The 26801-nt window shown below is 71.3% G+C and carries 20 protein-coding genes; 11 read left to right on the top strand and 9 right to left on the bottom strand.

What is annotated here, in order from left to right; all coding sequences use genetic code 11:
* Positions 1–54 precede the first annotated feature (54 nt).
* Positions 55–354 (top strand): hypothetical protein, encoded by a 300-nt coding sequence (locus tag AQI95_RS40495; RefSeq protein ID WP_067135950.1) that lies wholly within the window; start codon positions 55–57, stop codon positions 352–354.
* A 321-nt stretch (positions 355–675) separates the two neighbouring features.
* A complete protein-coding gene (ddaH, locus tag AQI95_RS40490) occupies positions 676–1524 on the top strand; it encodes a dimethylargininase (protein WP_079071869.1) in 849 nt (282 codons plus the stop codon).
* 34 nt (positions 1525–1558) lie between these two features.
* Here ddaH and AQI95_RS40485 read toward each other — a convergent pair whose 3' ends face one another.
* Positions 1559–2260 carry a hypothetical protein gene (locus tag AQI95_RS40485; RefSeq protein ID WP_159056672.1) on the bottom strand — a complete coding sequence of 234 codons (702 nt, stop codon included), beginning with the start codon at positions 2258–2260 and terminating at the stop codon, positions 1559–1561.
* Between the two features lie 329 nt (positions 2261–2589).
* Here AQI95_RS40485 and AQI95_RS40480 point away from each other — a divergent pair, with 329 nt between their 5' ends.
* Positions 2590–2826, top strand: coding sequence for an MbtH family protein (locus tag AQI95_RS40480; RefSeq protein WP_067135946.1), 237 nt, complete (start codon positions 2590–2592; stop codon positions 2824–2826).
* A gap of 86 nt (positions 2827–2912) precedes the next feature.
* On the opposite strand, the gene AQI95_RS40475 is transcribed toward AQI95_RS40480, so the two are convergent.
* A complete protein-coding gene (locus AQI95_RS40475; protein WP_067135944.1) occupies positions 2913–4265 on the bottom strand; it encodes a lysine N(6)-hydroxylase/L-ornithine N(5)-oxygenase family protein in 1353 nt (450 codons plus the stop codon).
* A 300-nt stretch (positions 4266–4565) separates the two neighbouring features.
* Between AQI95_RS40475 and AQI95_RS40470 the strand changes: the two genes are divergently transcribed.
* Entirely contained in the window at positions 4566–5210 is a 645-nt protein-coding gene (locus AQI95_RS40470; RefSeq protein WP_067135942.1) for an FMN-binding negative transcriptional regulator, read from the top strand.
* 27 nt (positions 5211–5237) lie between these two features.
* Here the strand turns inward: AQI95_RS40470 and AQI95_RS40465 are convergent, their stop codons facing one another.
* A complete protein-coding gene (locus AQI95_RS40465; RefSeq protein WP_279617051.1) occupies positions 5238–5888 on the bottom strand; it encodes an LmbU family transcriptional regulator in 651 nt (216 codons plus the stop codon).
* Between the two features lie 605 nt (positions 5889–6493).
* On the opposite strand from AQI95_RS40465, the gene AQI95_RS40460 reads away from it, so the two are divergent.
* Entirely contained in the window at positions 6494–6841 is a 348-nt protein-coding gene (locus tag AQI95_RS40460) for a hypothetical protein (protein WP_067135940.1), read from the top strand.
* Positions 6842–7005: 164 nt separating this feature from the next.
* Here AQI95_RS40460 and AQI95_RS40455 read toward each other — a convergent pair whose 3' ends face one another.
* From AQI95_RS40455 to AQI95_RS40430, 6 genes are all read right to left on the bottom strand, one after another.
* Positions 7006–8268 (bottom strand): acetylornithine transaminase, encoded by a 1263-nt coding sequence (locus AQI95_RS40455; RefSeq protein ID WP_067135938.1) that lies wholly within the window; start codon positions 8266–8268, stop codon positions 7006–7008.
* Positions 8265–9131: an acetylglutamate kinase gene (argB, locus tag AQI95_RS40450; RefSeq protein WP_244189035.1), complete on the bottom strand. Its 867-nt coding sequence runs from the start codon at positions 9129–9131 to the stop codon at positions 8265–8267. Before argB ends, AQI95_RS40455 begins: the two co-directional genes overlap by 4 nt.
* Before the next feature lie 167 nt (positions 9132–9298).
* Entirely contained in the window at positions 9299–10450 is a 1152-nt protein-coding gene (gene argJ / locus AQI95_RS40445; protein ID WP_067135936.1) for a bifunctional glutamate N-acetyltransferase/amino-acid acetyltransferase ArgJ, read from the bottom strand.
* Complete coding sequence (gene argC / locus AQI95_RS40440; RefSeq protein ID WP_067135934.1) at positions 10447–11475, bottom strand: N-acetyl-gamma-glutamyl-phosphate reductase; 1029 nt, start codon at positions 11473–11475, stop codon at positions 10447–10449. The genes argJ and argC overlap by 4 nt, the downstream gene beginning before the upstream one ends.
* Positions 11476–11616: 141 nt before the next feature.
* A complete protein-coding gene (locus AQI95_RS40435; RefSeq protein WP_244189034.1) occupies positions 11617–12792 on the bottom strand; it encodes a serine hydrolase domain-containing protein in 1176 nt (391 codons plus the stop codon).
* 124 nt (positions 12793–12916) lie between these two features.
* Positions 12917–13663 (bottom strand): thioesterase II family protein, encoded by a 747-nt coding sequence (locus AQI95_RS40430; RefSeq protein ID WP_067135932.1) that lies wholly within the window; start codon positions 13661–13663, stop codon positions 12917–12919.
* 945 nt (positions 13664–14608) lie between these two features.
* Between AQI95_RS40430 and AQI95_RS40425 the strand changes: the two genes are divergently transcribed.
* The 6 genes from AQI95_RS40425 (at position 14609) to AQI95_RS40400 (ending at position 26794) form a co-directional block, all read left to right on the top strand.
* Positions 14609–14824 (top strand): MbtH family protein, encoded by a 216-nt coding sequence (locus AQI95_RS40425; protein ID WP_067135930.1) that lies wholly within the window; start codon positions 14609–14611, stop codon positions 14822–14824.
* Between the two features lie 213 nt (positions 14825–15037).
* Complete coding sequence (locus tag AQI95_RS40420) at positions 15038–15748, top strand: LmbU family transcriptional regulator (protein WP_067135927.1); 711 nt, start codon at positions 15038–15040, stop codon at positions 15746–15748.
* A 141-nt stretch (positions 15749–15889) separates the two neighbouring features.
* The gene (locus tag AQI95_RS40415; RefSeq protein WP_067135921.1) at positions 15890–17473 is read left to right on the top strand and encodes an amino acid adenylation domain-containing protein; all 1584 of its coding nucleotides are present in this window, start codon (positions 15890–15892) and stop codon (positions 17471–17473) included.
* A 31-nt stretch (positions 17474–17504) separates the two neighbouring features.
* Complete coding sequence (locus tag AQI95_RS40410; protein ID WP_079071867.1) at positions 17505–17738, top strand: acyl carrier protein; 234 nt, start codon at positions 17505–17507, stop codon at positions 17736–17738.
* Between the two features lie 63 nt (positions 17739–17801).
* Positions 17802–18989 (top strand): NAD(P)/FAD-dependent oxidoreductase, encoded by a 1188-nt coding sequence (locus AQI95_RS40405; protein WP_067135919.1) that lies wholly within the window; start codon positions 17802–17804, stop codon positions 18987–18989.
* A gap of 41 nt (positions 18990–19030) precedes the next feature.
* Positions 19031–26794 (top strand): non-ribosomal peptide synthetase, encoded by a 7764-nt coding sequence (locus tag AQI95_RS40400; RefSeq protein WP_067135917.1) that lies wholly within the window; start codon positions 19031–19033, stop codon positions 26792–26794.
* Positions 26795–26801: the final 7 nt, after the last annotated feature.

The raw sequence follows: 26801 nt of genomic DNA, 5'->3' as shown, positions 1-26801 counted from the left end.
ACGACACCGAGGAAGTACCTGAACCGAGAGCAGCGAGATGTCGAGGAGGCAGACATGCGAGAACCCGACCCGAACCCGGTACCGCACCTGAGCAAGGACGAGATCGCCTCCTGGGCCTGGGCCGAGGTGCTGACGATGGCCTGCGCGGACGCGGAGCACGCCCACCGCCCGCCGGGCGAGCTGGTGGCCGCGGCGCTGAAGGCGCACCGCACGCTGTCGCGCGGGCTCCGCCAGAGCGTGCCGGTCACGGCCCTCGGGCCGGACGGCGGTGTGCGAGGGCTCGCCGCCTTCGTCGCGGTGTACGCCGCCCAGCAGGACCAGCCGGACGGCCGCGATCTGGGAGAGGCGGCGTGAGACGGAGCACCGCCGCAGCTGGGCTCGAAGTTCCGCGCGGTGCGAGGGACTCGGGCCCGCGCCCTGCCTACAGTGGGCCACGCACCTCCCCTCCCTGTCCGCGCCCGCGCGACCGTCACCGACGAGGGCGGGCGCGTCGACGTGCGGGGGAGCCTTTGAGGGGCCGCGGCCGATGTACCAGGACCCGATCGGCTCTTCGGCCCGCAGGCCCGACGTACCGCCCGCATGGATCGATGCCGGCACGGCTCGTACCGGACGGCCGCTCCCCTGCCGCGCCGAGCGCGCATCCCTCTCACGAAGAACCCAAGGAGGAGACCGGCGATGGCTTTGAACGGCGCCGCAGTCGACGCACAGGCACCCCGGGCGGCCCGGAAGGCGGTTTCGCACCGTCTGCTGATGTGCCGCCCGCAGTACTTCGACGTGACCTACCGCATCAACCCGTGGATGAACCCGGAGAAACCGACGGACGCCGGGACGGCCCTGCTCCAGTGGGAGCAGCTGCGGGAGCTGTACCTCTCGCTCGGGCACACAGTCGAGGTGATCGAGCCGGTCGAGGGCCTCCCGGACATGGTGTTCGCCGCCAACGGCGCCACCGTGGTGGACGGCAAGGTCCTCGGCGCCCGGTTCCGGCACCGGGAGCGGACCGCGGAGGGGCCGGCCTACCTCGACTGGTTCGCTCGCAACGGCTTCCAGGAGCTGCTGTGGCCGGAGCACATCAACGAGGGCGAGGGCGACTACCTGCGCGTGGGACGCCGGATGCTGGCCGGCACCGGCTTTCGGACCGACAGCCGCTCGCATGCGGAGGCTCAGGAGTTCTTCGGCATCCCGGTGACGGGTCTGACCCTGACCGACCCGAACCACTACCACCTGGACACTGCGCTCTCCGTGCTCTCGGCGGACGAGATCATGTACTACCCGGCGGCCTTCAGCCCGGGCAGTCGGGCCGTGCTGCGGGAGATGTTCCCGGACGCGGTCGTTGCCTCGGACCAGGACGCCGCGGTGTTCGGCCTCAACGCCTTCTCCGACGGGCTCAACGTGCTGCTGCCCCAGGCGGCCACCGGGCTCGGCGAACAGTTGAAGGAGCGGGGCTTCAACCCGATCGGGGTGAGCCTGGGGGAGCTGCTCAAGGCGGGCGGCAGCGTCAAGTGCTGCACCCTCGTGCTGTCGTGACGCCACGCTCCGTGATCACCCGCCCGCCCGGGGTTCAGGGCAGGCGGGTGAACGCGGCGAAGACGTCGTCGAGTTCGTGGGTGTGCACGGTGAGCCACTCGGCCGTGATCGCCGCCGTGTCGAGCACCGCGAGCACGACCCGGAGGGTCTCGAGGCCGGCGTCTCCGGAGATCTGCAGGGTGAGCGTCTCGAGGTCGCTCCACGTTTCGGCGAGACCCGGGCCCGATCCGGCGCCGAAGGCGGCACCGGCACGTTCGAGGGCGACCGCGTCGGCGAACCGCACACGGATGAGAGCGTCGGGCGGATCGTTCCGGGGCACCTGCCACACCTCGGGACGGCCGGCCCCGGGATCGCCCCGCTCGGTAAGGCGGGACACGGGACGGTCGGACTCGGGGCGGTCGGACTCGGAACGGCACGTCGATCGGTCCTGCCCGGGCTCCTGGAACGTCGGCAGGATGCTCAGGACGGCTCCCGGCCCCGTGGGGCGGCCGGACCCGTGCACGGCGGGTCGGTGGTTCCCGGGCGACGCGTCGGCTTCGGCCAGGGCGCTGCGCAGGACGAGCCGGGCCTCGGGCGAGAGTCCGGCGGTGAGACGGCGGGCGAGTCCGAGGGCCTCGTCCCGGTCCGTCTCGGCCGCCACGGCCAGCTCGTGGCCGAGGGCCACCAGTCGCGACGTGAGATCCACGGTGTGCATGAGGCTGTCGGAGTCCGGGAGTTGCCGGACTGTGTGTGTCACGGGTACTGCCCTCGCCTTCGCTCGAGTGTCGTCGTCGGGGGTCCGATGACCGGTGGACAAGCGCTTGAGTACGGCGATAAAACACTTGGCTGTGCTGCGGGCTCTTGGGAAGGTGAATACTTGTCGGCCCGAGCCGTGGTCGCACCACAATCATCGCGCGCGGGCGTGGACCGATGAAAATCGATTTCCCGTCAACTTGAGTATCGCGGGATTTCCAGAAGGTGTCATGATCGCGCATGGCGGTCTCGCCGGCTCCGCCCCGTCGATGGATCGGTGATTCACTCTCCGCTCGAAAGTGAATCGTGGACGGCCTGAATTGGAGTGGATTGATGAGCAGCAACCCGTTCGACGACGCCGACGGCCGGTTCTACGTCCTGGTGAACGACGAGCAGCAGCATTCACTGTGGCCCTCGTTCACCGAGGTTCCCGCCGGCTGGCGCGTCGTGTTCGGTGAGGAGAGCCGCGACACGTGCCTCGCGTACGTGGAGGAGCACTGGACCGACCTTCGCCCGCAGAGTCTGCGGGACGTGATGGACGCCGGCCGGGCGGCGGCCGACGCCGCGTGAGGTGACCGGGCGCACCACGAAACTGCCGTGGGGTGGGCCCCGGTGCTGCGGCCACGGCACCAGGACCCACCCCACGGTGTACCGCCTCAGGCGGCCGAGGGCGCGACCCGCACCGGGCGGGTGCTGCCCAGCTCCCGCTCGGCGCCCCGCAGCACGATCGAATCGGCGATCTCGCCGCTGCGTACCGCGATGTTCGACAGCAGGGACGACGACAGGCCGTGGCTGTGCTCGGTGCCGCCCTGGAGGTAGACGCCGCAGGTCAGCCCCGATGCGCTGATGAGGCGGTAGTCGCGTTCCACCCGGTGCCGGCCCGCCGCGTCGCGCAGGAAGTGCCGGTCGAAGTCGCCGAGCAGCCGGGCCGGGTCCAGACCGTCGTAGCCGGTGGCGAAGACCAGCGCGTCGACGGCCAGTTCCTCCCTGCGGTCGTCGAGCAGCGAGTGCAGGACCACCCGCGTCCCGCTCCCGGCGCGTTCGACCTCGGCGACCCGGGTGAGGTTGCGGAAGTGCAGCCGCCGGCTGTCGCGCACCTGCTCGTCGTACGAGCGCTGGTACAGGTCCCGGATGACGTCGGCGTCGACCACCGAGTAGTTGGTGTTGCGGTGATAGCGCCAGAAGGCGTCCTGGGCCCGCTCGTTGCCGAAGTAGTACTCGTCGACCGCGGTGGGGTCGAACACCTGGTTGGCGAAGGGGGTGTCGTCGGCGACGGTGTAGCCGTAGGACGGGATGACCGCGCAGACCTGGGCGTGCGGCAGCGCGTCGTGGAGGAACCGGGTGATCTCGGCCGCGCTCTGGCCGGCGCCGACCACCATCACGCTCTTGAGGTCGTCCGGGGCCTGCGCGTTGAACCTGCCCAGGAACTCCGAGCTGTGCCACACCCGTTCGTCGGACGTCACTCCCTCCGGCAGGCGCGGCACCAGGCCCGTCGAGATCGCCACGTTGCGCGTGGTGACCACGCTGGTGCTGCCGTCGCTGCCGCGCGCCTCGACCTCGAGGAGGTCGGACGCCGCGGACCCGGCCACGGTGGCGGGCCGGATCGAGGTGACCTCGGCGCCGTAGGTGACCCGGTCGCGCAGGCCGGCCGCCGCCCATTCCAGGTACTGGTGGAACTCCTGCCGGGTCGGGAAGAAGTCCTGGTTGTTCACGAACTGCACCAGCCGGTTAGAGGCGTGCAGATACGAGACGAAGCTGAACCGGGACATCGGATTCCTGAAGGTCGCGAGGTCCTTGAGGAACGAAATCTGCATGGTCGTCGACGGCAGCAGCATGTTCCGGTGCCAGCCGAACGTGGGCTGCCGCTCGAAGAAATGGGACGTGATCGGATGCTGCGGAGCGCTCGCCCCGTGCTCCTCCAGGGCGATCGCGAGCGACAGGTTGGACGGGCCGAACCCGATGCCGACCACGTCGTGGATCTCTTGGCTGCGCCTACCCGTTATGCCCATAAAAGATTCTCCCGATTGCGTCTGGAAAACTCGGCCGGTGGCCCGAGAGACCGTTCTGCAGTGTGCTCCGGAGAGTGGCTGGAGGGCAACTCGAAGATGACATGAAGAGAACTTGAGAACTGGTTGAGGCGCCCGATTTCTGAAATCGTTGTCCCGTCGACGGGACGGCGGTAGGGTCGGCGCGGATTCTCAAGATCTCCGTGTGGCGCGACCTTTGGCGCTTGTTTCCGGAGTAATGCGATCCGTCCTGCCCTGAGTCAGGGCCATTCCCTGAGTCAATTGCCGAAAGGGTGAATCCGGATGTTTGTGCCCAACTTCTACCGCGAACCGGACAGTTCGTGGACGGTGGACCTGATCCGCGGCAATCCATTGGCGCTCGCGGTGTCCAACGGCGGTCCCGAGGACGGTCCGTTCGCCACCCACCTGCCGGTCATCTTCGACCCCGAGACGTCCGGCGACTGGTCCGGCGAGCTGCCGGGGGCCACGCTGCTCGGGCACATGAACCGGGCGAATCCGCACTGGGCGGCGCTGGAGACGGGCGGCGTCCTGCTGCTGACGTTCACCGGTCCGCATTCCTATGTGTCGCCCACGGTGTACGAGGTGACCCCGGCCGCCCCGACCTGGAACTTCACCGCGGTGCATGTCCGGGGCGTGGTGGAGAGGATCGACTCGATCGAGGAGACGCTGGGGGTGGTGCAGTCCACCGTGCGCGCCTTCGAGGGGGCGTTCGGCGACGGCTGGGACATGACCGGGTCGCTCGGCTACTTCCGCAAGATCGTGCCCGATGTGGGGGCCTTCCGGTTGACGGTGACCGGGGCCGAGGGCATGTTCAAGCTCAGCCAGGAGCAACCGGGCGAGGTGCGTGGCCGGGTGCGCGAGTCGTTCGGGCAGAGCGCGTGCGCGTACAAGCGGGAGACCGCCGGGCTGATGAGCCGGCTGCCGTGACGCGCGGGAAGCCTCGGCGCCGGGGACTCAGGCGCTGATGGCCACCGGCCGGGTCCGCGCGTTCTCCTCGGGGGCCCCGGGAGCCGGCGCGGCCAGGCCCTTGATGCCCTTCAGCTCGGAGATCTCCTGGCGTTCTTCCAGCTTGCCGAGGTCCTGCAGGGCGCTCTCGGCCGCGCTGTCCAGCGTGGCCATCACCCACTGCTCGAAGTCGACCCCCAGCTGCTCCGCGGCCTTGTGCCACCACTGAAGACGGCTGCCCGGGACCTCCAGACGGCGGCTCGGCTCGGTGGGAGTGTGCGGCTGCTGCTCGCTCCGGCGAGCGGCGCGGACGGCGCCGCGCAGCTGTTTGGTGGTCCACTGGCCCTGCTCGGCGCGGTCGAGCCACAGGTCCTGCTCCTCGACCGGCATGGAGGCCAGCTCGGCGTGGTGCTGGAAGCTCAGGGCCGACCGGCGCCTGGTGAGGTCGAAGCGTCGTGAGACCCACGCGTAGTTGCGCAGGGTCTGGTACGAGAGGCCGGCGGCGCGAATCCCGTGCTGGTACCGGTCGGTGTAGTGGTCCTTGCCGTACACGAGCCAGTCGCCCAGCCACCAGGAGGACGAGTCGAGGACGTCGGCGAGCTGGCGCCCGGCCCGCTCCCACTCGTCGTAGGCCATCCCGGTAGGCATCTGCAGACCCACCTTGGTCGTCAGCACCTGGCCCCGGCGCGGCGCGGCTCCCCCCGTGCCCGGCTGCCGTGGCGGGGGCTGTGGGAGAGGGCTTGCCGGGCCGCCACGCGACCCCGCAATTCGACCGTCCTGTCGCGTCATCATGCCTCCATGAAAACGGTGCATATAACCGGCGAGAAGTCTCGCAGGGGGGGCTGGAGTGGCACTCGAACGACTGCGCGGAGAATTTCATATGCGGCATGGGCGTGGTATTGATCGTCCGGTGGCGGCATCGGTGAATTTCCAGCGGCCGGATATGTGATCGCCCATGTGACCGCCCGGCGGAGTTGTCCTGTCGACGGGACGCCGCACGACCGCCATGGCTGCCGTGCGTTGACACCCCCTTTTCTTTCGTCTCCTGGCCCGGGGAAAGATTCGATCCCGGTCGGAATTTACTGCCGTGGCACGGCTCCGGATACCTGACGGTCTTGCATTCCAGCCGGTCGATCGTCCGCCTGGACGTCCATACGGCCACAGAGGTGAGCCGTACGTGAACATGCACCTCTGATCACCACTGCAGGACATCCGCGACCGTGGACCGGCGGCCGGGCCGGTGTGAGGGCGTGGAGGAGGGTCCTGTGACGGGTCTTCACCTGGTCACGGCCGACGACTCCCCGGCCGCGCCCGACGCGGTCGCCGCCGTCGCCGCGGGGGAGCCGGCCGGCGGCCGGACGGCGACGCGCGCCTCCGCGGCCGCCATCGGACTGCTCCTGCCGAACATGCGCAAGGACCCGTCCCTGCGCACGGACGCCGGCCGGATGCTGCTGCAGATGCTGAGCGCCCACTCGATCGGCGACCAGGCGAAATGGCTCCGGCTCGCCCGAAGCGTGCCCGGACACCGTGCGGACATGCTCGCGCAGGCCGCACGCCGCTGCGCGGACCACTGGCTGCGTTTCGCCAACGAACTCGAGACCCGACGGATGTGACACCCGGCCAGGGAGACTCCCTGGCTCGTGTGCCCATGTGTCCATGTGCCTGTGTGCGTCCATGTGCCCATGTGCCCGGGCGAGTTCGTGTGCCTGTGTGCCCGAGCGTGTTCGTGTGCCCGTGTGCCCGTGTGCCCGTGTGCCCGTGTGTCCGTGCGGCCGGGTCAGGCCGGCGTCAGTGTCTCGTCGAGGGCCTCGGACAGTGCCCCGCGGAAGCGGTCGAGGCAGGTGTCCACCTCGCGGCCGGACACGATCAGCGGCGGGGCGAGCCGGATGACGTCCGGCGCCACCGCGTTCACCAGGAGACCCCTGTCCTGGGCGGCCTGCTGCACGCGCGCCGCGTGCGTCCCGCCGAGCGCGACGCCCACCAGCAGGCCCGCGCCCCGGACTTCGCGCACCAGCGGGTGGCCCAGGGCCCGAAGGCCGTGCCGCAGCCGCTTTCCGGCCCAGGTCACATGGTCGAGGACGTCCTCGCGCTCGATGGTGTCCAGCACGGCGAGGGCGGCCGCACACACCACGGGGTTCCCGCTGAAGGTGGAGCCGTGCGCGCCGGGCGTGAGCAGCCGCGCGGCCCGGCCGAAGGCGAGCGTCGCGCCGATGGGCAGCCCGCCGCCCAGGCCCTTGGCGAGGGTGACCACGTCGGCCTCGACGCCTTCCGCCTCGGCCGCGAACCAGCGCCCCGTACGCCCGATGCCGGTCTGGATCTCGTCCAGGACGAGGAGGGTTCCGGTCGCCGCGGTGATCTCGCGGGCGGCCCGCAGATAGCCGGGCGGAGGCACGACCACGCCGCTCTCCCCCTGCAGGGGCTCCAGCATCAGCAGCGCGGTGTGCGGGGTGACGGCGGTGCGCAAGGCCGCCACGTCCCCGTACGGCACATGGCTGACGTCGCCCGGCAGCGGCTCGAAGGGGCGCTGCTTGGCGGGCTGCCCGGTCAGGGCCAGGGCCCCCACGGTGCGGCCGTGGAAGCCGCCGGTGGCCGAGACCATGTGTGTACGGCCGGTGAGTCTGCCGATCTTGAAGGCCGCCTCGTTGGCCTCGGCGCCGGAGTTGGAGAAGTACACCCGGCCCCGGCGCCCGGTCAGGTGCAGCAGGCGCTCGGCGAGGCGCACGGTCGGTTCGGCGATGAACAGGTTCGAGATGTGTCCGAGCGAGGCGACCTGCTCGCAGACGGCCCGTACGACCGCGGGATGCGCGTGGCCGAGCGCGTTGACCGCGATGCCGCCGACGAAGTCGAGGTACTCGTTGCCCGCCGCGTCCCGCACCCAGGTGCCCCGGCCTTCGACCAGAGGCAGCCGGGGCGTGCCGAAGTTGTCCATCATGACGTCCTGCCAGCGGCGGGTCAGCGCCGCGTTGCACGCCGTCCCCTCGCCGCCCGCCCCGGTGACGTCCGCGTCCTCGCTCGTGCCGTTGCTCGTGCCCTCGCTCATGCCCTCGCCCCCTCGGAGCCGATCTCGTCGTCCGGCACGACCACCGTGCCGACGCCGTCATCGGCGAAGATCTGCAGCAGGATGGAGTGCTCGACCCGGCCGTCGACGACGCGGGCGCAGCGCACCCCGTTGTTCACGGCGTGCAGGCAGCCCTCCATCTTGGGGATCATCCCGGCGGCCAACCCGGGCAGCAGTTCGGCCAGTTCGCCGGCCGTCAGACGGGGGATCACCTCGTCGCTGTGCGGCCAGTTCCGGTACAGGCCCTCGACATCGGTGAGGATCAGCAGCATCTCGGCGCCGAGCGCGGCGGCGAGGGCCGCGGCCGCGGTGTCGGCGTTGACGTTGAACACCCCGCCCCCGGCGGCGTCCTTGTCGTCCTCGGGCCGGGCGATGGAGGAGATGACGGGGATGCGTCCGTCGTCGATGAGGGCCTGTACGACCCCGGTGTCGATGTGGGCGACCTCGCCGACGCGGCCGATGTCGACGGGCTTGCCGTCCTTGTGCGCGTAGCGCTTGGTGGCGGTCATCAGACGGGCGTCCTCGCCCGTCAGGCCCACCGCGTGCGGACCGTGCGCGTTGAGCAGCCCGACCAGCTCGCGCTGCACCTGCCCGGCGAGGACCATGCGGACGACGTCCATGGTCTCGTCGGTGGTGACCCTGAGGCCGCCCTCGAACCGGGACTCCAGGCCCAGGCGTCGCAGCTGCGCGCTGATCTGCGGGCCGCCGCCGTGCACCACGACGGGGCGCAGGCCCGCGTGCCGTAGACAGAGGATGTCCATGGCGAAGGCGGCCTTCAGGTCGTCGTCGACCATGGCGTTGCCGCCGAACTTGATGACGACGGTCTTGCCGTGGTGGCGGGCCATCCAGGGCAGCGTCTCGACGAGGGCGTGGGCCTTGGGCAGCGCCGCAGCCTCGCCGCGGCGGTCCGGACCGGACGGTCGAGGAGCCGGCCGAGGAGCCGGTCGAGGAGCCGGCCGAGGCGCTGGCCGAGGCGCTGGTCGAGAGGCCGGTCGAGGAGACGGAGAAGCACTCATGAGGCGTACTCGCTGTTCTCGTGGACGTAGTCGGCGGTGAGGTCGTTGGTCCAGATGACGGCGGAGTCCGTGCCCGCGGCGAGGTCCACGGTGATCCGGACCTCGCGGCCGGTCATGTCCACCAGTGCGCGGTCCTCGCCCACCGATCCGTTCCTGCAGACCTGTACGCCGTTGATGGCGACGTTCAGCCGGTCGGGTTCGAAGGCGGCGCCGGTGGTGCCGATGGCGGACAGGACGCGGCCCCAGTTGGGGTCCTCGCCGTGCACGGCGCACTTGAGGAGGCTGTTGCGGGCGACGGAGCGGCCCACCTCGACGGCGTCGTCCTCGCTCGCGGCGCCCACGACCTCGATGCGGATCTCCTTGCTCGCGCCCTCGGCGTCCCCGATGAGCTGCCGGGCCAGGTCGGCGCAGACCGTGCGGACGGCATCGGCGAACTCCTCGTGTTCCGGGACGACTCGGGAGGCCCCGGAGGAGAGCAGCAGCACGGTGTCGTTGGTGGACATGCAGCCGTCGGAGTCGACCCGGTCGAAGGTGACACGGGTGGCCTCCCGCAGCGCCCGGTCCAAGGCCGCGCCGTTCAGGTCGGCGTCCGTGGTGAGCACGACGAGCATGGTGGCGAGTCCGGGGGCGAGCATCCCGGCGCCTTTGGCCATGCCGCCGACGGTCCATGCGCCTCGGGTGACGGCGGCCGTCTTGTGCACCGTGTCGGTGGTCATGACGGCGAGTGCCGCGTCCTCGCCGCCGGACTCGGACAGCCGGGTGACGGCGCGCTCGACGCCGGCCAGGATCCGGTCCATGGGCAGCGGCACGCCGATGAGCCCGGTGGAGCAGACCGCCACGTCCGCCGCGGACGCACCGAGCCGCTCGGCGGCCCTCTCGGCGGTCGCGCGCGTGTCCGCGAAGCCCTGCGGGCCCGTACAGGCGTTGGCGCCACCGGAGTTGAGCACGACTGCGCGGATCTCGCCGTCCGCGAGTACCTGCCGGGACCACTGGACGGGGGCGGCCTGCACGCGGTTGGAGGTGAAGACGCCCGCCGCGGCGTGGCGCGGCCCGTCGTTGACGACGAGAGCCAGGTCCCGGTCGCCGTTGTGCTTGATTCCTGCGGCGATGCCCGCCGCCGTGAAGCCTCGTGCTGCCGTGACGCTCACGGTGCGACTCCGATCGTGGAAAGTCCCAGTCCCTCGGGCAGACCGAGGGCGGCGTTCATGCTCTGGACCGCCCCGCCCGCGGTGCCCTTGGTGAGGTTGTCGATGGCGCTGATCGCGATGATCCGGCCGACCGTCGGGTCGAGGGCCACCTGGATCTGTGCGGTGTTCGATCCGTACACGGCCGCGGTGGTGGGCCACTGCCCCTCGGGCAGCAGCCGTACGAACGGCTCGGCGTCCAGCGCCTTCTCGTAGGCGGCCCGTACGTCGTGCGCGCCGACCCCGGGCCGCGCCGCGGCGGAGCAGGTGGCCAGGATGCCGCGCGGCATGGGGGCGAGGGTCGGGGTGAAGGAGACGGCGACACGGCGCCTCGCCACGGCGCTGAGGTTCTGGACCATCTCGGGTGTGTGCCGGTGGCCGCCGCCCACGCCGTAGGGCCGCATGGAGCCCATGACCTCGCTGCCCAGCAGGTCCGCCCTGGGCGCCTTCCCGGCGCCGGACGCGCCGGACGCCGCGACGACCACAGCCTCGGGTTCGGCCAGCTGTGCCGCGTACGCGGGAAAGAGGGCCAGCAGGACCGCGGTCGGGTAGCAGCCCGGTACCGCGATGCGCCGGGATCCCGCGAGCGCGGCGCGGGCACCGGGCAGTTCGGGCAGGCCGTAGGGCCAGGTGCCTGCGTGCGGCGAGCCGTAGAACCTCGCCCAGTCGGTCGCGTCCGCGAGGCGGAAGTCCGCGCCGCAGTCGACGACGAGCGTGTCGCCGCCCAACTGCTCGGCGACGGCGGCGGACCGGCCGTGCGGCAGGGCGAGGAAGACGACGTCGTGTCCCCCGAGGGCGTCGGCGGTGGTGGGCCGCACCTCCCGCTCGGCCAGCGGAGTCAGATGCGGCTGCAGTGCGCCGAGCCGCTGTCCCGCGCTGGACTGCCCGGTCAGAACGCCGATCTCCACTTCAGGGTGGGCCAGCAGCAGGCGCAGAAGCTCGCCCCCCGCGTATCCACTGGCTCCCGCCACGGCTGCTCGCACGGTCATGAACCCTCCCCGTCGAAAGACATGTCGTTCTCACGCGATCCGGGTCCCGCCATCAATGTGATGTTCCATAGGCATGACAATTTGTATGTGCCGTGCCCGCACCACCCGGAGGAGTGCGGGCCGGTGTTCTCGTGGCCCGTGTCAGTGCGAGCGGGATGCCGGGGCGCAGAACTCGGCGTTCAGAACGGGCAGCAAGGTCTCCGCTCCCCAGTCGCTGTTGTAGTTGAACGTCAGCTCGTGGCGGCCGTCGTCGGTGAACGCGGCCATGGAGAGCCACCCCACCAGGCCCGCGTCGCGGTACCAGAGGGTGGTGCCGCAGCCCAGCGTGAGCCGTCCGATGTCGAGTCCGTAGGACGCGCCCGGGAAAGCGGGGTCGTCGACGGTCGCCTTCATCTCCTTCAGCTGCTGCGGCGGCAGCAGCTTCCCGCGCATCAGGGCGCCGTAGAACCGGTTCAGATCGTCCGCGCTGGAGACGATGTCGCTGTTGCCCCAGCCCTGTGAGCCGTTCATCTCGGTGACGTCGTCGATCCGGTCCGGCTGGGCGCTGAACAGCTTGGAGTAGGCGCGGCTGCTCGGCTGGGGCAGGGCGATGCCGTCGCCGGGGTTGGACGTCGCGTCGAGCCCCAGGGGCTCGACGATGCGCCTGCGCACCTCGTCCTCGTACGGCCGCCCGCCGACCTTCTCGACGATCAGCGCGGCCAGCAGGTCGTTGGTGTTGGAGAACTCGTGCCTGGCACCGGGCGTGAACAGCGGCGCGTGGGTGAGGGCCACCTTCACGCGCTGCTCGGGCGTCAGGGTGTCGTAGCGGTGCTGGAGGTAGCCGTCGCCCAGCACATATGTGTCGTAGTACTGCTGGTCGGCGAGGTAGTCGAACAGGCCGCTGGTGTGGTTGAGGAGCTGCCGTACGGTGATCGCTCGGCCGTCGTTGCCGTTGCCGGTCACCAGCCCGGGCAGGTGGCGCTCCACGGTGTCGTCGAGGCTGAGCTTCTTCTCCGCCTCCATCTGGAGGAGGACGGTCGCCACGAACGTGTTGGTGAGGCTGCCGATGCGGAACCGGTCGTTCTTGCCGCGCGGCGCACCCGTTTTCAGGTTGCCCACGCCCGATGCCGACTTCCAGACTCCGTCGGCGTCCCGTGCTTCGGCGGTGACACCGGGGACTCCGGCCGCGACGGCCGCGTCGACGGCGGCCTGTGTCGCCTGGTGGTCGGCCGTCGTGGGAGCCGTGTCGCCCGCTGCCCGAGCGGGCCCCGTGAAGGCAGTGGCCATGATCGCGACTGCCGCCAGGCCGACCACGCCGGCCCTCGGTCTCTTCTGCATCGTCATGATCGTCGTTCCCCGTTCCTGAGAGTCGTCCGCACTTGGCTGATGTCGTACTTGTGCGGTCCGTCGGCGGCAGAGTAGGTCAGCGGTGTCGGGCGCGGGTAGCCCGTTCGGCAAGGGCTCAGGAGGAGCGCGTCGTGGCCGCCGCGTCGAGGGCCGCGGTCGCGTCCCGTTCGATCTGCCGCAGCAGCGGCCCCGGATCGTCCAGGAAGTAGAAGTGACCGCCGTCGAAGACCCGCAGGCCCAGGAAGTGTTCGGTGTGCCCCTCCCAGCCGGCCATCCGCGACGGTGCAGCAAAGTGGTCCTCGCCGCCCGCGAAGGCGGACAGCGCCACGGGCAGCGGACCGGCGCCCGGAGCCGGGCTCCAGGTCTCCACGAGGCGCAGGTCGGCCCGGATGATCGGGTCGAACAGGGCCCACAGTTCCGGGTCGTCGAGGACTCCCTCGGGCATGCCGCCGAGCAGCCGCAGACGCGTTCGCAGCTCGGCGTCGGGCGGTTCCCGGTACGGCTTCCCCGGCCCCGCCGGCCGCGGTGCGGATCGTGCGGAGACACCGATCCACACCGGCGGCGGCAGGCCCTTCTCGACGACCCGCCGGGCCATCTCGTACGCCACGAGAGCGCCCATGCTGTGCCCGAAGAAGGCGTAGGGGAAGGTCAGTTCGGGTTCGATGTCGCGCAGCAGGAAGTCGGCGAGGCGGCCGGCGTCCGTGATCCGCGGCAGTTCGAGGAGATGGCCGTGGCCCGGGGCGTCGAGCAGCCGCACGTCCCATGTGTCCGGCAGCTCGGTCGGCCAGTGGCGGTACAGCAGGTGTGAGCCACCCGCGTGGTGCAGGACGAACAGGCGCAGGGCCGCTCGTGTGCTGTCCATCGCTCTCCCTCCGTAGGCCCCGGGCCGCCGGCTCCTGGGCGTCGCCGGCCCGCTCGGGCGGAACTCGACCGGGCCTCGACAGGGCCGCGGATACCGTGGGCGGTGAGTCGGCTGCCAGGGGCGCGGGCAGCCGAGCCCGTACGTCGGCCTCGGCCCGTCCTGAAGGCCGGGCACCCGCACCACCGCTCGACCGGAGCGGACAGCGGACAGCGGACAGCGGACGGGCCGATCGGCCGCCATGCGTTCACGTTCCGGGAACGCGAGACGGCCGGTCGCCCTCGTGCAGGTCAGGGACCGGCGGCCCCGGCCCGAGAGCAGGTCGTTCCCGGGCGAACCTCGAGCGCCTTGCGACGCCGTGGTCCGACCGGCAGATCTGGGCCCCAGGACAGCGAAGCCCGGCGAAGGGACGAACCGGTGAACGACGACGCGCAAGAACACAAGCGGCCACTCCGCCACGCCCACTCACCCCACCGCGTCGGCCTCATGGCACATGTCGGCGCCCCGCCGCTGCGGCTCGCCGGGGCCGACGACGACGCGGCTGTCGCCGCCGAGCCGCACATCGTCCGCGGCATCGACTGAAGCAACGTTCGCCCCCGCTTCAGACCTGTCCCGACCAGGGCTTTCGAGCCAAGGGCGATGGTCCGACAGGCCGGACACGGGCACGCAGGTCGGCATCGTGACACAGGAGACCGGTGGGGGTACAGAGAAACCCGGGAGGGTGCAGACCCGGGTGGACGACAGGGATCTCGGCGAGCCTGCCGCCCTTGTAGCGCCGACGGTCGAGTCCCTACGGTGACGTGCCAACGCCGGGGTCGCTTTCCAAGCCGAGTGTCCTGTCGACCGGACACCGCCGATCGGCGAACCCGCGCCCGGTGCTGTCTCGCACCCGGCCTGGCGATTTTGCCCATCCCCGAGTCACCCCATGACGGTTAAGGACGGTGCCAGTTGAGCGCGAACCCCTTCGATGACGAGAACGGCCGCTTCTGCGTGGTGGTCAACGACGAGGACCAGCACTCCCTGTGGCCGGTGTTCGCCGAGGTGCCCGCGGGCTGGCGGGTGGTCTTCGGCGAGGCGGCCAGGGCCGAGTGCCTGGAGTACGTCGAGCAGAACTGGACCGACCTGCGGCCCAAGAGCCTGCGCGCGGCCATGGCCGCGGACTGAACGCGGCTCGGTCGCTCCTCGCCGCGGCCCGCGAAGCCCGCGGTGCCCAGCCTCGCGGGCCCGCACACCTATGTGTCGCCGGCGCTCGCGCGTAGCTGAGCGGACCGGCCGAAGTGGAACGACAGTGTTCGCTGCCCGGGTGCCCGGTCGACAGATCGGTCCGCGCCCGGGGAAACGCTCTGAGTTGGGAGATGAAGGTTTGTGACGGGGGCTGTGAGAACTGCGAGCGGATACAAGGCGAGGCCGGTCGGCAACAGTGGTGAGCCCGCGCAGCGCGATGTGGTGCTGTCCTTCGTCGGGACACAGGCCACGGTGCGGAAGTCGGGGATGGTCTTCCCGCAGAACCTGCCGGAGCGGTCCTGGGAGCGGATCGGCACCAACCTGCGCGAGCTGGTGAACTCCTCGGCGTGGTGGCTCGCCGACTGGCTGATCTACGGGGAGACCACCTACGGGTGGCGGCGGTACAAGGAGGCGATCGAGCGGACGGGGCTCGACTACCAGACGCTGCGCAACTACGCCTGGGTGGCCCGGCGGTTCGAGCACCACCGCAGGCGGGACGGCCTCAGCTTCGCCCACCACGCCGAGGTGGCCCGCCTCGCGCCACCGGAGCAGGACTACTGGCTGCGCAAGGCCGAACAGCAGAAGTGGTCGCGCAACGAACTGCGTAGGGCGGTCCGGGCCAGCCTGGCCGTGCAGAGCGACACCGCCGAGATCCCCCCGGGCAGTGGCGACGAGAAGCAGGAGGTACCGCGGCTGGCCACGTCGGCGGCCGCGGAGAAGCGCCGACAGAAGGTCACTACGCTCACCATCGAACTGTCCGCCGGCCAGCTGGAGTACTACTCGAAAGCGGCTGCCGCGCACGGTCTGCCCGTCGACAAGTGGGTGACCCGGATGCTCGACACCGCGGATCGGCGCATCGCCTGAGGCGCTGCCGATCAGGACACCGCCTTGAGGCGCACGGCCCGGTGGTGTGCCGCCGATCGGGGCAGCACGCCCTTGAGGCGCACGGCCGCAAGGCGCACCGCCGATCGAGGCACCCCGCACCTCTCACATCGGAGTCAGTTGATGATCCTTCAGGGAAAGCGGGTCGCCCTGCCCTCGGCGCCCGTCGTTCACCGGCAGTTCGAGGCACATGTGGCGGCCACCCCCGACGCCGTCGCCGTCGTCTGCGCCGGTGAGCGGGTGACGTACGCGCAACTGGACGCGAAGGCGAACCGCTTCGCGCACTTCCTCGCCACGTGCGGACACGGCCCCGGCGCGAAGGTCGGCGTCTGCCTCGACTACTCGGTCGACATGCTCGTCGCCGTTCTCGGCACGCTGAAGGCGGGCGCGGCCTACGTACCCTTCGACCCGGCCTACCCGTCGGCGAGGCTCCAGCTGCTGCTGGGCCAGGTGCCCGATCTCGCCCTGATCGTGGCCTCCCCGGCGACGGCCGCTCTGGTCGAGTCGGCGGCCGTCGAGGTCGTCGAACTGGAGCGGCTCTGCGACCACCTGGCGGATCTCCCGGCGACCCCTCCCGACGTCCGCGTCACCGGGGACGACGTGTGCTACGCGGTCTTCACCTCCGGGTCGACCGGTACGCCGAAGCTGACCGCGGTGCGGCACGAGGGCTGGTTCAACCTGATGAACTGGCTGCAGCTCGAGTACGGCCTGCACCGCGGATCGCACAACCTGGTCGTCAGCGCGTTCGGCTTCGACCTCTCCCAGCGCGCCCTGATGACACCGCTGTTCTGCGGCGCCACCCAGCACCTGATGGCGAGCCGCAACTTCGACGCCATGCTGGCCTACCGCATGCTGAACGAGCACGACATCCGCGTGGTGCACTGCGCCTCCAGCACGCTGTACCTGCTGGTGGACTGGGAGACGGCACGCGGCGGTGACGCGCTCACCCGCCTCGACTACGTGCTCTTCGGCGGTGAGGCCCTGAAGGTCGAGCGGCTCACGGACTGGGCGCGGCGCGAGGGCAACACCTGCACCCTGCTGCACCAGTACGGCGTGGCCGAGTGCACGGACGTCGCGACGTCGTACGACCTCGCCGGCCACCGCCCCGGCGAGCAGGACATCCCGCCGGTCGGCAGGCCGGCCTACAACACCGACATCCACCTCCTCGACGAGAACCTGCGCGGTGTCGCGCCGGGGGAGCCGGGTGAGATCTGCATCGCCGGGGCCGGCGTCGGCGCGGGCTACCTCAACACGGGCCCCGAGAACCGGAAGTTCACGACGATCGAGGTCGACGGGGAGCCGCGCAGGCTGTACCGCACGGGCGACCGCGGCTATGTGAGCGAGGCCGGTGAACTCGTCGTCCTCGGCCGGATCGACGCGCAGGTGAAGGTGCGGGGCATGCGCATCGACCCCACCGACATCGAGCGCGCGCTCGGCAGGCTGACCGGGATCCGGGAGGCCGCCGTCGCGATCACGTCCACCGACTCCGGCGAGGCCGAGCTGACCGCGTTCGTCGTCCCGGCGGGAGACGACCTCGCCGAGGACGACCTGCGTTCCCGCCTCCTTCGGACGCTGCCGCGGAACATGGTGCCGGCCAGGTTCCTGAACGTCCCGCGCATTCCGCTGAGCCCGCACGGAAAGGTCGACCGCGCCGCGCTGGTCGATGCACACCGGAACCGGTACGCCGACAGCGGCACGGCGTCATAGCCGACGGACCTTGATGACAACCGGGAGGAACATGATGATCGCCGACAGCGTGCGCGCCATTTGGTGCCGGGAATTCCAGCGCGAAGAGATATCGGTCGACGATGATTTCTTCGCCCTCGGCGGCAACTCTCTGATCATGATCAGGATTCAGGGTGCATTCATCGAGGAACTGGGCGTCGAGGTCCCGATGGACCAGCTGTTCCTCAACACGACGGTGGCGTCGATCTCCGCGTACATCGAGTCCCTCAGGACCGTGGCCCCGTAGCGCAATGGGTTTTCCGGTTGCGGCCGCGTTGGGTCAGAACACCTATCTGGTAAGAGAGGCGCCATGTACGACGTGATTGTCATAGGTGCCCGTTGCGCGGGTTCGCCGACGGCCATGCTATTCGCACGGCAGGGCTATCGCGTCCTGCTCCTGGAGAAAGCACGGTTCCCGCAGGACACGCTGTCCTCGCACTACATCCACATGCAGGGCATGTCGCTGCTCAACCGGTGGGGCCTGCTCGACAAGTTCCGCGCCGCGGGCTGCCGGCCCATCACCCACCAGAGCTACGAGGGGCCCGGTGTCCGCATCGACGGCTTCTCCCTGCCGATGGACGGCCTCACGTACACCTACGCACCGCGGCGCTACGTACTCGACCCGCTGCTCGCGGAGGGCGCCGTGGCGGCCGGCGTGGAGTTCCGGCAGGGCTGCGCGGTGAAGGACCTGCTGTGGGAGGACGACCGGGTCGTCGGGGTGCGGTACACGACGCCCGGCGGCGCCGAGGCGAGCGAGCGGGCGCGCCTCGTCGTCGGCGCGGACGGCATGCGCTCGCTGGTGGCCCGCAAGGTCGGCGCGCCGAACGTCATCGAGCACCCGCGGATGACCACCACCTACTACAGCTACTGGGCCGACGTGCCCTCGCACTTCGAGCTGTACGACCGGCCGGGCCGCTGGATCGGTGTCATCCCCACCAACGACGATCTCACCCTGCTCATGGCCTACTTCCCGCAGGACGACTACAACCTGGTCCGCAAGGACGTGGAACCCGCCTACCTCGAGGCCTTCCGCACGACGGCGCCCGACGTGTACGAGCGGATGCGGGCGGGCCGGCGCGTGGAGCAGCTGTACGGCACCGGCCACCAGGAGAACTACTTCCGCAAGGCCTACGGTCCCGGGTGGGTGCTGGTCGGCGACGCGGTGAACCACAAGGACTCCATCACCGCCCGGGGCATCACCGAGGCCTTCGTCCAGGCCCAGTCGCTCACCGACCGCGTCGGGGAGCGGCTGCACGACGACGCCGCGCTGGAGAAGGCGCTGCGGCGCTACGAGAACGACCTGGGCGGCGAGGCGCTCAGCCACTACCAGGGCGCCCTCAACGTGGCCGAGCTCAAGCCCGAGGGGCGGACCGAGATGCTGCGGAAACTGGTCGGCCACCAGGAGCACATCGACCGGTACTTCTCGACGCTGTCGGGGGCGTGCTCCATCGACGACTTCTACAACGACGAACTCTTGACCCTGCTCGACCAGAGCTGAGTGACGACCTGCTCCCTGGTTTTCGCCGATTTGGAGACACAATGATCCCGTTGTCGTTCGCGCAGCGTCGGCTGTGGTTCGTGGACCGGTTCGAAGGCCCCTCGCCGACCTACAACGGCGCCTTCGCCCTGCGGCTGACCGGTGAGCTGAACGCGGGCGCGCTCCGTTCGGCGCTCCGCGATGTCATCGACAGGCACGAGGTCCTGCGCACGGTGATCGTCGAGGACGGCGACGGAGTCCCGCACCAGCAGGTGCTGCCGTCCGACGACACGCCCTTCGACCTGCCGGTCGTCGAGGTCGCGCCCGAGGAGCGGGCGGCGGCGGCCCGGGAGGTGGCCAAGGAGACCTTCGACCTGGCCGCCGACGTGCCGATCCGCGCGAGGCTGGTGCGGACCGGACCGCGCGAGCACACCCTCGTCCTCGTCGTGCACCACATCGCCCTGGACGGGGAGTCCCTCGGGCCGCTGCTGCGCGATCTCACCGTGGCGTACTCGGCCCGCGGGGCGGGCACGGCACCGGTGTGGGAGCCGCTCCCGGTGCAGTACGCGGACTACACGCTGTGGCAGCAGGACGTGCTCGGCGACGAGTCCGATCCGCAGAGTGTGGCGGCCAGGCAACTGGCGTACTGGCGCGAGGCGTTGGCCGACCTGCCGCAGCCGCTGGCGCTGCCGACGGACCGCCCGCGCCCGAGGGCGATGAGCCCCCGCGGCGACCTGGTCCGCTTCCCGGTCCCCGCCGACCTGCTCGGGGCCGTGGAGCGGCTGGCCGCGGAACGGGACACCACGGTGTCGATGGTCATGCACGCGGCGCTGGCGGTGCTCCTGCGCCACCTCGGGTGCGGCGACGACGTACCCATCGGCGCGCCGATAGCGGGCCGCACCGACGAGGAACTGCGCGACCTCGTCGGGTTCTTCGTCAACACCTGGGTGCTGCGCGTCGACCTCTCCGGGAACCCGACGTTCCTGGAGCTGCTGGAGCGGGTGCGGGACCGGTCCCTGGGCGCGTACGACAACCAGGACATGCCGTTCGAGCGGCTGGTGGAGCTGCTGAACCCGGACCGGTCCACCGCCTACCACCCGTTCTTCCAGGTGATGCTCGCCTGGCAGGAGCCCCTCGGGGAGCTGGAGTTCGCCGGCCTCGACGTCGAGTCCGAGACGCTGGAGACGAAGACGGCCAAGTTCGACCTGTTCTTCAACATGATCCCGGACGGCTCCGGTGGCGCGGGGGTCCGCCTGGAGTACGCCACCGACCTGTTCGACAGGGACACGGTCGAGGGCCTCGCGCGCCGGTTCGTACGCGTGCTCGGCCGGCTCGTGGCCGACTCGGGACGCGGCATCGACGGCATCGACGTGCTCGACGCGGCCGAACGGGACCTGCTGCTCTCCCCGTTCGACGACACCGCCGCCGCGGCGAACGAGCTGACGGTCCCGGAGCTGTTCGAGAGCCAGGTCGCAAGGACGCCGGACGCCCCGGCGATCGAGTGCGACGGGCGGACCCTCACCTACCGGGAGCTGGACGACCGGGCGAACGGCGTCGCGTGGGAGCTGGTCCGGCGCGGTGCCGGTCCGGAGGACCTGGTGGTGCTGGCGCTGCCGCGCACGGAGGACCTGGTGGCCGGCCTGCTCGGCATCCTCAAGTCCGGTGCCGGGTACCTGCCGATGGACCCGCAGTATCTGGCCGGACGGGCCGAGAGCGTGCTGTCCGAGGCACGCCCGCGTTTCGCGGTCACCGACACCGCCACCTGGCAGGACCTGCCGCAGGGCGACATGACGGCCGTCAACCTCGACCACCGCGCGGACTGGGACTCGCCCGAGGGAGCGCCGGCCGACGCGGACCGGATCGCGCCGCTCGGCCCGGACAACCTGGCGTACGTGATGTACACCTCCGGCTCCACGGGCAAGCCGAAGGGCGCGACGATCACCCACCGCGGTGTCGTGGGCGGCGTACGGGAACTGGTCCGCGTCCTCGACGCGCCCCCCGGGTGGCGGATGCTGGCCGGCACCTCGGTGAACTTCGACGTCTCGGTCTTCGAGCTGCTGACCACCCTGTCCACCGGCGGCACGGCCGAGGTCGTGCCGAACGCGCTGGCCCTGGCCGAGCGGGACGGCTGGGACGGCCATGTGATCAGCGGCGTCCCCTCGGTCCTCGGCGAACTGGTGGGCCAGCTGCACAAGGCGCCCGACGTGCGTACGGTCGTGTTCGCGGGCGATGTGCTCCCGGGCCGGCTGGTGCGGCAGGTGCGTGAGGCCCTGCCCGGGGTGCAGATCGTCAACTCCTACGGGCAGAGCGAGAGTTTCTACGCCACCACGTTCTCCCTCGCGGCGTCCGAGGAGTGGACGGAGAGCGACGTCGCGCCCATCGGCACCCCGCTGGGCAACATGCGGGCCTATGTGCTGGGCCCGGGACTCGCCCCGGTGCCGCAGGGCGTGATCGGCGAGCTGTACGTGGTCGGCACCTGCCTCGGCCGCGGCTACCACGGCCGCCCGGGCCTGACCGCCGAGCGCTATGTGGCGAGCCCCTTCGGCCCCGCCGGCGAGCGGATGTACCGCACCGGCGACCTGGCCCGCTGGAACGCGCGGGGGCAGCTGGAGTGCGTCGGCCGCGGCGACGGCCAGGTGAAGGTGCGCGGCTTCCGCATCGAGACGGCCGAGGTCGAGGCCGCGCTCACCGCGCACCCCGGCATCAGCGAGGCCGTGGTGATCAGCCGGGAGGTGCCCTCGGGCGGTCGGCGGCTCGTCGCGTACGTCGTGCACACCGGCGAGGGAGCCGTCGGCGACGACGGCGCCGGCGGCATCGGCGACGTCGATGTGCAGTCCGGCGCCTCGGCCGCCGAGCTGCGCAAGTTCGTCGCGGCACGGCTGCCCGACTACATGGTGCCGTCGGCCTTCGTGGCCGTCGGCCGGCTGCCGCTCGGGCCGACCGGCAAGCTGGACCGCTCGGCGCTGCCCGAACCGGAGTTCCTGGGCGAGGCCTACCGGGAGCCGCGCACCGAGGCGGAGAAGATCATCACCGCGGCGTACGCGGATGTGCTCGGCGTGGAGCGGGTCGGCGTCGACGACGACTTCTTCGCGGTGGGCGGGGACAGCCTGCGCTCCATCCAGGTCGTGGCGCGGGCCCGGGCCCGGGGCCTGGAGCTCGGCACGCGGGAGATCTTCGAGTGCCGCACGGCGGCCCGGCTGGCCGAGGTGGCCTCCGCCCGCCGGGAGCGGGTGCCCGCGCTCGCGGAGGACGAGGGCGGCGGCGTCGGCCCGATGCCGCTGCAGCCGGTGGCACGGCATGTGTTCGAGCACGGCGGCGGGACCGACCGGTTCGCCATGTCGATGGTGCTGGAGCTGCCCGTCGGCATCGACGCGAGCGGGCTGGCCGCGACGCTGGACGCCGTGCTCGACCGGCACGACCTCCTGCGCGCGCAGCTGGTGCGCAGCGACGAACCCTCCCTTCTCGTGCGGGAGCAGGGCACCGTGCGGGCCGCGGACCTGATCCGCCGGGTGGACTGCGACGGCCGGTGGCAGGAGCCGTCCTCGCTCGTCGCGGCGAGGGCGGAGCTGGACGCGGCGACCGGGCGACTGGACCCGGAGGCCGGGACCATGGCGGACTTCGTCTGGTTCGCCGCGGAGTCGGGCGAGGGCCGGCTGCTCGTGGTGCTGCACCACCTGGTGGTGGACGGTGTCTCCTGGCGCATCCTCATGTCGGATCTGGCCGAGGCGTGGCAGCAGATCCGCTCCGGCAACGCGCCCGAGCTGCCCGCGGTCGGCACCTCGGCCCGCCGCTGGGCCTCGGCCCTGGAGGACGAGGCGTTCTCCCCGCGGCGGGAAGCGGAACTGGCGTACTGGCAGGACGTGCTCGAGACGCCGAACCCCCCGCTGGGCGCACGGCCGTTCGACCCGGCGGTGGACGTGTGGTCCACGGTCGACACCGTGCGCGTGGAGCTGCCCGCCGAGGTCACCGAGGCGGTGCTGACCAGGCTTCCCGCGGCGTTCAAGGGCACCGCGACCGACGTGCTGCTCGCAGCTCTCGCCCTCGCGGTGAACCGGTGGCGCGGCGCGGACGGCCAGGCCCTGGTCCGGCTGGAGGGCCACGGCCGCGAGGAGGACGTCGTCCCCGGGGCCGACCTCTCCCGGACCGTCGGGTGGTTCACCAGCATGTATCCGGCCCGGATCGACGTACAGGGGGTGGACCTCGCCGACGTGCTGGCCGGCGGCCCCGCGGCCGGGAAGGCGGTCAAGCTGGTCAAGGAGCAGCTGCGCGGTGTCCCGGACAAGGGCATGGGGTACGGACTGCTGCGCCGGCTGAACCCGGAGACCGCCGAGCAGCTCGCCGAGTACCCGGTGCCGCAGATCGGGTTCAACTACCTCGGCCGGATCTCCGACGCCGATGTGCCCGAGCACCTGCGTGCGCACGGCTGGGGACCGGCGTCCTGGTCCGCCGAGCTGATCGCGGCGCCCGACCCGGACCTGCCCGCGCTGTCCGCGCTGGAGGTCAACTCGGTCGCCACGGACAGCGCCGACGGCACCCGGCTGCAGGCGGCCTTCATGTTCCCCACCGGAGTGCTGTCCCGCGAGCGGACCCGGGAACTGGCCGAGCTGTGGGTCGAGGTGCTGCACGGCATGGCCGCGCACGCCGCACACCCGGGGACCGGCGGGCTCACCCCCGCGGACGCCCCCCTGGTCTCGGTGCGGCAGGACGAGATCGAGACCTGGGAGGAGCGCTGGGGCCGACTGGTCGAGGTGTGGCCGCAGGCCCCGGGGCAGTCCGGCATCCAGTTCCAGGCGGCGCTCGCCGACGGCACCTTCGACGTCTACCACATGCAGTTCGTGCTGCACCTGACCGGCCCTGTGGACCCGGCGCGCATGCGGTCGGCCGGGCAGGCCCTCCTGGAGCGGTACCCGAACCTGCGCTCGGCGTTCCTCACCGCGGCCGGCGGCGACCCGGTACAGGTCGTCGCGGAGCACGTCGCCCTGCCCTGGCGGCACATCGACCTCACCGGCCGGGGCGCGGCCGAGCAGGACGCGGCGCTCGACCGTACCCTCGCCGAGGACCGCGCCGACCAGCTCGACCCCACCCGGCCGCCGCTGATCCGACTGGCGCTGCTCACCTGCGGGCCGCAAGCGGCGAAACTCGTCATCACGGCGCATCACACCCTGTTCGACGGCTGGTCCTCACCGCTGGTGATCAAGGACCTGATCCAGCTGTACGCCAAGGCCGGCACCCTCGCTCCGGTCCGCAGCTACGGCGACTACCTGACCTGGCTGTCCACGCAGGACCGCGAGGCGTCGGCCGCCCGGTGGAAGGACGAGCTGGCCGGATTCGACCAGCCGACCCTGATGGCCGCGGACATCACGCCGACGGGGGAGGCGTCCTCCCTCGGGCGCGTCGAGGTACCGCTGTCGATCGACAAGGGCCGCGAACTCGCCCGGCGCGCCGCGGAGCTCGGCATCACGCTGAACACGCTCCTGCAAGGCGCGTGGGCGATCCTCCTCTCGAAGCTGACCGGCCGGCAGGACGTGGTCTTCGGCGCCGCCGTCAACGGTCGCCCGGCGGACCTGGCCGGTTCCCAGGAGATGGTCGGCCTGTTCATCAACACCCTGCCGACCAGGGTGTTCTGCCGGCCGGACCAGAGCGTGGGCGACGTCGTCACCGAACTGCAGAACCGGCAGATCGCGCTCCTCGACCACCACTACTACGGGCTGGCCGACATCCAGCGCGGCGTCGGGCTGCCCGCCCTGTTCGACACGATCGTCGTGTTCGAGAACTACCCGATCGACCGCGAGGGCATCGCCTGGGCGAACACCTCCGCGGGCTTCACGATCGACGCCATCCGGCCCTTCGCCGGCTCGCACTACCCGCTCACCCTCAACTCCTCCGACCCCTACCTGCGGCTCTCCCTCGACTACCAGAACAACCTCTACGACCGCGACGCCGCCGAGGCGATCGCCGCCCGGCTCGTGCGGGTGCTGGAGCAGGTGCTGGAGGACCCGACGACGCCCGTCGGCGCCATGGACGTGCTGTCGGCGCACGAGCGGGACCGGCTGCTGCGGGGCGTCAACGACACGGCGCACCCGGTGGCCGCGGACACCCTGCCGGGCGCGTTCGAGGCCCAGGTGGAACGCGACCCCGACAAGGTGGCGCTGATCGGCGAGCAGGAGACGCTGACCTACGGCGAGTTCAACCGGCGTGCCAACCGGCTGGCGCACTGGCTGGTCGAGCAGGGGGCGGGCCCCGAGCGGCTGGTCGCCGTGCGCATCCCCCGTTCCGTCGAGCTGATGGTGGCGATCTACGCGGTGGTGAAGTCCGGCGCGGCCTACCTGCCGATCGACCCCGAGCTGCCCGAGGACCGGGTGCGGCACGTGCTGGACAGCGCGAAGCCGCTGCTCGTGCTCGACGGAGCACTCCCCGACGTGTCCGGGCACGCGCAGACGAACCCGGAGCGCTCGCTGTCCCCGGACAACCTGGCGTACGTCATCTACACCTCCGGCTCCACCGGCGGCCCCAAGGGCGTGCAGGTGGCGCACCGCTCCATCATGAACCGGCTCGCATGGGGCCTCGCGCACTTCGACGTCGGTGCCGAGGACCGGGTGCTGCTGAGCACGACGGCGAGCTTCGACGTGTCGGTGCCGGAGCTGTTCGCGCCGCTGCAGGTCGGAGCCGCCGTCGTGATCGCGCGTCCGGACGGCCGCCGGGATCCGTCCTACCTCGCCGAACTGGTCCGGCGCGAGCGGGTGACCGGCGCCGACTTCGTGCCCTCCCTGCTGGAGGCGTTCGTCGCCGAGCCCCTCGCCAAGGAGTGCACGAGCCTGCGCTGGATCGAGGTCGCGGGGGAGGCGTTCCCGCCCGCGCTGGCCAACAGGGCCGTCGAGGTCCTGCCGGGCTGCGGGGTGCACAACCTCTACGGGCCCACCGAGGCGTCGGTCGAGGTCACGGCGTGGCAGCACGTGCCGGGCGCGGACCGGGTGCCGATCGGGCGACCGGTGTGGAACACCCAGGTGTACGTGCTGGACGCGGCGCTGCGCCCGGTCGCGACCGGGGTCACCGGTGAGCTGTACCTGGCCGGCACCGGGCTCGCCAGGGGCTATCTGGGACAGCCGGGGCTGACCGCGAACCGGTTCGTCGCCTGCCCCTTCGGCGAGCCGGGCACCCGGATGTACCGCACCGGCGACGTCGTGCGGTGGAGCGAGGACGGCCAGGTCGAGTACATCGGGCGGTCCGACTTCCAGGTCAAGGTCCGCGGCTTCCGCATCGAACTGGGCGAGATCGAGCAGGCGCTGGCCGGGCACCCGGACGTAGGCGCCGCCGTGGTCGTGGTGCGGGAGGACCGCCCCGACGACCAGCGCCTGGTCGCGTACGTGGTGCCGGGCGACGGCAAGGCGGGCACGACGCCGGATCCCGCGGCCCTGACGGACCTGGTCCGCGAGCACCTGCCGGAGTACATGGTCCCCTCGGCCGTCGTGCCGCTCGCCGAGTTCCCGACGACACCGAGCGGGAAGCTCGACCGCAAGGCGCTGCCCGCCCCGGACCGCACCGAGGCCGTGACCGGGCGAGGACCGCGCAACCGCAACGAGGAAGTCCTGTGCCGGCTGTTCGCGGAGCTGCTCGGGGTGGAGGAGGTCGGCATCGACGTCGACTTCTTCGACCACGGTGGGCATTCGCTGCTGGCCACCCGGCTGATCGGCCGCATACGCACCGAGCTGAACGTCGACGTGAAGGTCACCACGGTGTTCCGCAGTCCGACCGTCGCCCAGCTGGCGGCGCGGATCGAGAAGCTCGCCACGTCGAACCGCCCCCAACTGCGCCCGATGAACGTGTAGGAGTACG

Origin of the sequence: Streptomyces yokosukanensis, from assembly GCF_001514035.1 — a bacterium.
Lineage (GTDB): Bacteria > Actinomycetota > Actinomycetes > Streptomycetales > Streptomycetaceae > Streptomyces > Streptomyces yokosukanensis.
This window is presented reverse-complemented; position numbering and strand designations above follow the sequence as displayed.

Bases quoted from the DNA above. Each gene is read 5' to 3' on its own strand.
- AQI95_RS40495 (WP_067135950.1), top strand. From the start codon at position 55: ATGCGAGAACCCGACCCGAACCCGGTACCGCACCTGAGCAAGGACGAG.
- ddaH (WP_079071869.1), top strand. From the start codon at position 676: ATGGCTTTGAACGGCGCCGCAGTCGACGCACAGGCACCCCGGGCGGCC.
- AQI95_RS40480 (WP_067135946.1), top strand. From the start codon at position 2,590: ATGAGCAGCAACCCGTTCGACGACGCCGACGGCCGGTTCTACGTCCTG.
- AQI95_RS40475 (WP_067135944.1), bottom strand. From the start codon at position 4,265: ATGGGCATAACGGGTAGGCGCAGCCAAGAGATCCACGACGTGGTCGGC.
- AQI95_RS40470 (WP_067135942.1), top strand. From the start codon at position 4,566: ATGTTTGTGCCCAACTTCTACCGCGAACCGGACAGTTCGTGGACGGTG.
- AQI95_RS40455 (WP_067135938.1), bottom strand. From the start codon at position 8,268: ATGAGCGAGGGCACGAGCAACGGCACGAGCGAGGACGCGGACGTCACC.
- argB (WP_244189035.1), bottom strand. From the start codon at position 9,131: ATGGCCCGCCACCACGGCAAGACCGTCGTCATCAAGTTCGGCGGCAAC.
- argC (WP_067135934.1), bottom strand. From the start codon at position 11,475: ATGACCGTGCGAGCAGCCGTGGCGGGAGCCAGTGGATACGCGGGGGGC.
- AQI95_RS40435 (WP_244189034.1), bottom strand. From the start codon at position 12,792: ATGCAGAAGAGACCGAGGGCCGGCGTGGTCGGCCTGGCGGCAGTCGCG.
- AQI95_RS40430 (WP_067135932.1), bottom strand. From the start codon at position 13,663: ATGGACAGCACACGAGCGGCCCTGCGCCTGTTCGTCCTGCACCACGCG.
- AQI95_RS40415 (WP_067135921.1), top strand. From the start codon at position 15,890: ATGATCCTTCAGGGAAAGCGGGTCGCCCTGCCCTCGGCGCCCGTCGTT.
- AQI95_RS40410 (WP_079071867.1), top strand. From the start codon at position 17,505: ATGATGATCGCCGACAGCGTGCGCGCCATTTGGTGCCGGGAATTCCAG.
- AQI95_RS40405 (WP_067135919.1), top strand. From the start codon at position 17,802: ATGTACGACGTGATTGTCATAGGTGCCCGTTGCGCGGGTTCGCCGACG.
- AQI95_RS40400 (WP_067135917.1), top strand. From the start codon at position 19,031: ATGATCCCGTTGTCGTTCGCGCAGCGTCGGCTGTGGTTCGTGGACCGG.